The organism is Micromonospora sp. NPDC051296 (assembly GCF_040682255.1).
Taxonomy (GTDB): Bacteria; Actinomycetota; Actinomycetes; order Mycobacteriales; family Micromonosporaceae; genus Micromonospora; species Micromonospora craterilacus.
This window is the reverse complement of sequence record NZ_JBFBAO010000384.1, coordinates 1-6,335: the sequence shown is the minus strand read 5'-3', so window position 1 is coordinate 6,335 and position 6,335 is coordinate 1. Positions and strand designations below refer to the sequence as shown.

General features: G+C 69.8%; 4 protein-coding genes. 3 read left to right on the top strand and 1 reads right to left on the bottom strand.

Translation table 11 applies throughout. The features are described 5' to 3' along the window. Positions 1-574: substrate-binding domain-containing protein (locus AB0M52_RS28660; RefSeq protein WP_363960093.1), on the top strand; the 574-nt coding region annotated here is incomplete at its 5' end. 5 nt (positions 575-579) lie between these two features. Here AB0M52_RS28660 and AB0M52_RS28655 read toward each other — a convergent pair. Beyond that, positions 580-1,602: a LacI family DNA-binding transcriptional regulator gene (locus tag AB0M52_RS28655; protein WP_363960090.1), complete on the bottom strand. Its 1,023-nt coding sequence runs from the start codon at positions 1,600-1,602 to the stop codon at positions 580-582. Positions 1,603-1,949: 347 nt separating this feature from the next. On the opposite strand from AB0M52_RS28655, the gene AB0M52_RS28650 reads away from it, so the two are divergent. Both AB0M52_RS28650 and AB0M52_RS28645 read left to right on the top strand, forming a co-directional pair. Next, positions 1,950-3,392 carry a family 43 glycosylhydrolase gene (locus tag AB0M52_RS28650; RefSeq protein WP_363960087.1) on the top strand — a complete coding sequence of 481 codons (1,443 nt, stop codon included), beginning with the start codon at positions 1,950-1,952 and terminating at the stop codon, positions 3,390-3,392. Then, positions 3,389-6,335 (top strand): discoidin domain-containing protein (locus tag AB0M52_RS28645; RefSeq protein WP_363960084.1); only part of this gene is annotated, 2,947 nt, incomplete at its 3' end. The genes AB0M52_RS28650 and AB0M52_RS28645, both read left to right, overlap by 4 nt.

The following is a 6,335-nucleotide window of genomic DNA, read 5'->3' as shown; positions in this document are numbered from 1 at the left end:
TGCCGGCGGCGCGCGGCTGGCCACCCGGCATCTGCTCGATCTGGGGCACGCCACCGTGCACCACGTGGCCGGTCCGAGCGACTGGCCGGAGGCGGGCGAACGGGTCTACGGCTGGCGGGACGCCCTCCAGGCCGCTGGTGCGCCGGCACCTCCGGTGCTGCCCGGTGACTGGAGTGCCGACGCGGGATACGAGCAGGGCAAGGCGCTGGCCCGCGATCGGAGCGTCACGGCCGTCTTCTGCGCCAGCGATCAGCTCGCCCTCGGCGTGCTGCGCGCGCTGCACGAGGCCGGCCGGCGGGTTCCCGACGAGGTCAGCGTGGTGGGCTTCGACGGTACGCCGGACGGAGGGCACTACCTGCCGCCACTGACCTCGGTTCGACAGGACTTCGCCGAACTCGGTCGGAGCAGCCTGGGGCTGCTGCTGTCGCAACTCGACCGGGTCGGGGACACCCCGATTCTCCGGCGTGACCTGCTGCTGCCCGAGCTCGTGATCCGATCCAGCACGGCACCGGTGCCCAGCGATGCCGGTCCCGCGGAGGAGGTGACGCCGGCTGGCCCGGCGCCCCGCGACTGACGTGATCAGCGGTGCGGCGCCGGCCCGGTGGACTCGCGTACCACGAGGCGGCCGGGTTGCCGGATCACCCCGACGCCGCCGTTGCCGTCCAGGGCGGCGAACAGGTGCTTGACCGCGGTCGCACCGAGCTGTTCGAGGTTGAGGTCCACGGTGGTCAGCGAGGGTCGGCAGTCGGCGGCGAAGAACTCCCAGTTGTCATATCCGACGATCGCCACGTCGTCCGGGATCCGCCGGCCGAGGTCGCGCAGGGTGTCGGCGACCCCGGCGGCGACCTGGTCGTTGCCGCAGAAGATCGCGTCCACGTCCGGCCGGGCGGCCAGCAGCAGGCGTCCGGCATGCCGGCCCCACCGTTGCGACCACTCGCCGTAGAGCGGGTCGCCGGCCGGGGTGAGTCCCGCCTCGGCGAGCACGGATCGCAGCCCGGCCGCCCGGTCGCGGGCCGCGCGGTAGGTGTCCGGCCCGGTGATGTGCCCGATCCGGCGCCGACCGTGCGACACCAGGTGTTCGGCGGCGAGCCGGGCGCCGCCCTCGTCGTCGGCGACGATCGACAGATCGCGCGGGTCGGTCGACTCGGCGTAGGCGTAGACCACCGGGACCGGAATGTCCTGGGTCAACGACGGGCTCAGGTCGTTGCTGTCGCCCACCACGATGAACCCGTCGACCTGGCGGGCCAGCAGGGTACGGATGTAGTGCTGGCGGCGGATCGCGTCGCCGCGAGCGTCGCAGAGCAGCACGGACATCTGCCCGTTGCCGAGGGCGTTCTCGGCGCCGAGCAGGATGGGTATGGCGAACCGGCCGCCGAGTTCATCGGTGAGCAGCCCGACCGTACGGGTGCGTCCGGAGATCAGACCGCGGGCCAGCGCGTTGGGCTGGAAGGAGAGCTCCGCGGCGGCGCGCAGCACCCGTTCGCGGGTGGCCGGGGCGACCTCGGCGCGGCTGTTCAGTGCCTTGGACGCGGTGGCCACGGAGACCCCGGCACGGTTCGCCACGTCGCTCAGCGTCACTGACTGCGATCGTCGTCGGCCCACCGAAAGCCTTTCGCGACATCTCCGGCAACAGCGGTTGCTCGCCGACCCCCCGCACCCCCGGCCAGCGTAGTGCGTGGGCTGCCGCCGGGAAGGTGACGGCGGTGCCGAGCGCGGGTGCAAGTTTACGTTCCCGACATCTTGTCGAAAAGGTTTTCGTCCGGCACTGTAACGAGAGGAAGTGATCTGAGTCACTATCTGGGAGGGCTCCCATGCCGTCCGCTCCCCTCCTGGCCGCCCGCGCGCTGTCCGCGGCCGAGATCGCCGACCCGCACTCCACCGGCCAGTAACCGGCGCCAGCCCCGGGGCGCCGGCCACACCCCGTCCCGCTCCCCCGACAGGAGACCCCCGTGCGACGACGACCCATTGTCCGCGCCCTGGCGGCCGGCTGCGCCGCCATGCTGGCGGCGAGCCTGGCCCTCGCCTCGCCCGCCTCGGCCGCCAACCCCATCATCACCACCATCTACACCGCCGACCCCGCGCCACTGGTGGTCGGCAACACGATGTACATCTACGCTGGCCGCGACGAGGCGCCGACGGGTACGAACAACTTCGTCATGCGCGAGTGGCACGTGCTGTCCTCCACCGACGCGGCGAACTGGACCCACCACGGGGCCCGGGCCAACATCGGCACCTTCGGCTGGGCCGGTGCCGACGCCTGGGCCAGCGAGGTCGAGTCCCGCAACGGCCGCTACTACTGGTACACCTCGGTCAACGGCCGAGGTCCCGGTTGGATGGACATCGGCGTCGCGGTCGCCGACAGCCCGCTCGGCCCGTTCACCGACGCCAAGGGCGGGCCGCTTGTCAGCGACAGCACCCCGAACTCCTCGCCGCTGAACATCGACCCCACCGTCTTCGTCGACGACGACGGCCAGGCGTACCTCTACTGGGGCGGCTACTGGGGTCCCCGGGCGGTCCGGCTGGCCAGCAACATGATCGACACGGTGGGCTCGGTGGTCACTCCGCAGGGGCTGACCAACTTCTGGGAGGCGCCGTTCATGTTCAAGCGCAACGGCCTCTACTACATGATCTATGCGGCGAACGACACCCAGGGCTGCGTCACCTCGTCGAGCTACGCCTGCCAGCGCTACGCCACCGCCACCAACCCGATGGGCCCGTGGACCCACCGTGGCGTCGTGCTCGGCCAGGTCTCCTCGACCACCAACCACGCCGGGGTGGCGCAGCTCAACGGCCAGTGGTACATGGTCTACCACAACGCCAACGCCCCCGGCGGCGGCAACTTCCGCCGCTCCGTCGCGGTGGACCGGATGTACTTCAACGCCGACGGCACCATCCAGCCGGTGGTGCAGACCACCACCGGTCCGCCGCCCAACCCAGGCGGCGGCGTCCAGCCGCCGGCCGGCACCAACCTGGCTCCCTCCGCCACCGCCTCCACCTCGTACGTGTCCGCCTGGGAGAGCCTGGCCGCGATCAACAACGGTGGGGTGCCGACCAGTTCCGCCGACCGCAGCAACCTCGCCTACGGCAACTGGCCGCAGCAGGGCACCCAGTGGATCGAATACCGCTGGCCGACCGCCCGCAGCATCAACCGGACCGCCACCTACTGGTTCGACGACAACCAGGGCATCGACCTGCCCGCCTCCTGCCAGGTGCAGTACTGGAACGGCAGCGCGTACGTCAACGTGCCCAACCAGTCGACCTGCGGGGTGACTGGAGACACCTACAACGTCACCACCTTCAGCACGGTCAGCACGACCCGGCTGCGGCTGAACATCACCTCCCGTACCGGCTACTCCACCGGAGTCCTGGAATGGATGGCGTTCCAGTCATGAGCAGAATCCAGCCCGTACGCGCGGCGCTGGCCGCGTTCGTCACCGCGATCCTGGTAGCCGGCGCCCTAGTGGTCTCCGGCGGGCCGGCGCACGCCGAGCAGACCATCGGCTACCCCACCTTCTCCGGGTCGGCGGTGCCGGCGCCACCGGTCGGCTACTCCACCGGCAACACCATGCAGGCCATCTATGACGCCGAGAGCGCCGGCACCGACTTCTGGATGGACCGGCTGCTGGCCCGCCCGGGCAACGACCCGGCCGGCGCCTGGTTGATGACCCGTGGCCGGGGACTGTTCATGTACACCCACAACCCGTCGGTGATCGGCTTCGGCGGCAACACCGCCTACTGGGACAACATCAGCAGCCAGAGCGCGTACACCATCACGGTCGGCACCGGCACCCTCACCGAGCAGGTGGCGCAGCGTTGGCAGGCGCCCAGCCACTGGCGCGGCGTCCACACCGGCGGGTCGCTGCGCGCCGACGTCACGAAGTTCATCACTCACCAGAACGTCGCGGTGACCAACCTGACCGTGACCAACACCGGCTCGACCAGCAGCACCGTGCAACTGCGGGTCACCTCGCCGTACGCCGCCTCGGGCAGTGGCAGTGAGCTGACCGGCAGCCGGCTGGTGAAGAACAACCTGACCACCATCCGCCCGCGGCTGTCCGGGGACGGGTTCACCGTCAGCAGCGGCGGCCTGAACCGCTCGGTCACCCTCGGCGCGGGGCAGAGCGTCACCGCCAAGGTGCAGTTGGGCTTCGTCACCGACGAGATCCCCGAGTCGATGACCGAGTACACCAGCTACCGCAACGCCACCGCGGCCACCGCGTTCGCCACCCACGTACGCGACTACAACCGCTGGTGGGCGGAGAACCTGCCCTACATCGACGTGCCCGACCCGGCCATCAAGAAGAACATCTACTACCGCTGGTGGCTGATGCGCTTCAACCACCTGGACGTGGACATCCCCGGCCAGGACTTCCAGTTCCCCACCTCGATCGAGGGGGTGACCGGATACAACAACGCCATCGTGCTGACCCAGCCGATGCACGTCGACGACCTGAAGTACCTACGCAACCCGATCTACTCGTACGGCCCCTGGCTGTCGGTCGGGCAGTCCTCGGCCAACGGCCGGTTCATGGACAACCCCGGTGACCCGGAGAACTGGTCGAACAGCTACACCCAGTACCTGTCCGAGGCGGCCTGGCGGGCGTACCAGCTGCACGGCGGGCAGCCGGCGATGCTGCACAACTTCGCCCGCTACGCCGAGATGGACGTCAAGGGCCAGCTGGCCACCTACGACACCAACAACAACGGTGTGATCGAGTACAACTGGGGTGCGATGACCGGCAACGACGCCGACGCGGTGTCGTTCCACTGGCGCTCCGGCAACCTCGACCGGGCCGAGGGGGCGTACGTCTACAGCAACGCCCTGGCCGCCGCCCAGGCGTACACGGTCCTCGGCAACACCGCCAAGGCCACCGAGATGCAGACCCTGGCCAACCGGATCCGCGACGGCATCGTCAACGTGCTGTGGAACCCGAGCCGGCAACTGCTGGAGCACCGCCACGTCGCCACCAACACCCACGTGCCGTGGAAGGAGATCAACAACTATTACCCGTACGCCGTCGGGCTGATGCCGAACACCGCCACGTACCGCGAGGCCCTGCGGCTCTTCGACGACCCGGCCGAGTATCCGATCTTCCCGTTCTACACGGCCAACCAGCGGGACAAGGCCGCGGCGGCCGCCGCCGGCAACCCCGGCAGCAACAACTTCTCCACCATCAACTCCACGGTGCAGTTCCGGCTCTACTCCTCGGTGCTGCGCAACTACCCCAACCAGTGGATGACCGCCGAGCACTACAAGAAGCTGCTCTACTGGAACGCCTGGGCGCAGTACGTGAACGGCAACACCCAGTGGCCCGACGCCAACGAGTTCTGGTCCAACTGGAACGGTTCGTCGATCACCTACCGGTCCTGGATCCACCACAACATCCTGGGCAGCAGCAACTGGACCGTCGTCGAGGACGTGGCCGGCCTGCGGCCGCGCACCGACAACACCATCGAGCTGCACCCGATCCCGATCGGCTGGTCCCACTTCGCGGTCAACAACCTGCGCTACCGCAACGCCAACCTCAGCGTGGTCTGGGACGACCCGGCCGACGGGATCACCCGCTACCCGGGTGTCCCGCAGGGCTACTCGATCTACCTCAACGGCAACCGGGTGGCCACCGTGGACCGGCTGACCCGGGTGCTCTACAACCCGGCCACCGGCGCGGTCACCCTGCCGGCGGGCGGCACCACCACGTTCAGCGCCGCGTTCTCCGGGCTGCAACTGCCTCAGGACGTCAGCCAGACCAGCGCCCGGATGGTCGACATGTTCGCCAAGGCCGGCGTCGACCTGACCTCGACCACGCCGAACCTGGCCCAGGGCGCCACGACGTCGGCGTCGTACACCGCCTCGGGTACCTCCACCGGCGCGGCGGTCGACGGGTTCCCCACCAACGCGCCGATCTGGGGCAGTACCGGGTCGCCGAACGCCACCGACTGGTACGAGGTCAACCTCGGCCAGACCCGGACCGTCGACGACGCGTGGCTGTACTTCCGCGACGACCGCGCCGGCAACCGCTACCGGGCACCGGCCTCGTACAACGTCCAGTACTGGAACGGCAGCACCTGGGTCAACGCCGCGAGCCAGGCGAAGACCCCGGCGGCGGCGCGGGCCAACTACAACCGGGTCCAGTTCACCCCGGTCAGCACCCAGCGGATCCGGGTCCAGCTCACCCATGCCACCGGCTTCCGCACCGGCCTGACGGAGGTCAAGCTGTACGGCCGGGGCGGTGGCCCGCCACCGTCCGGGAACCTTACCCGGCACGGTGAACGAGTAGCGGCCGGTGACCGGGTCGGTGAAGACGGGCGCCCCGGGCCGGCCGGCCACCTCGATC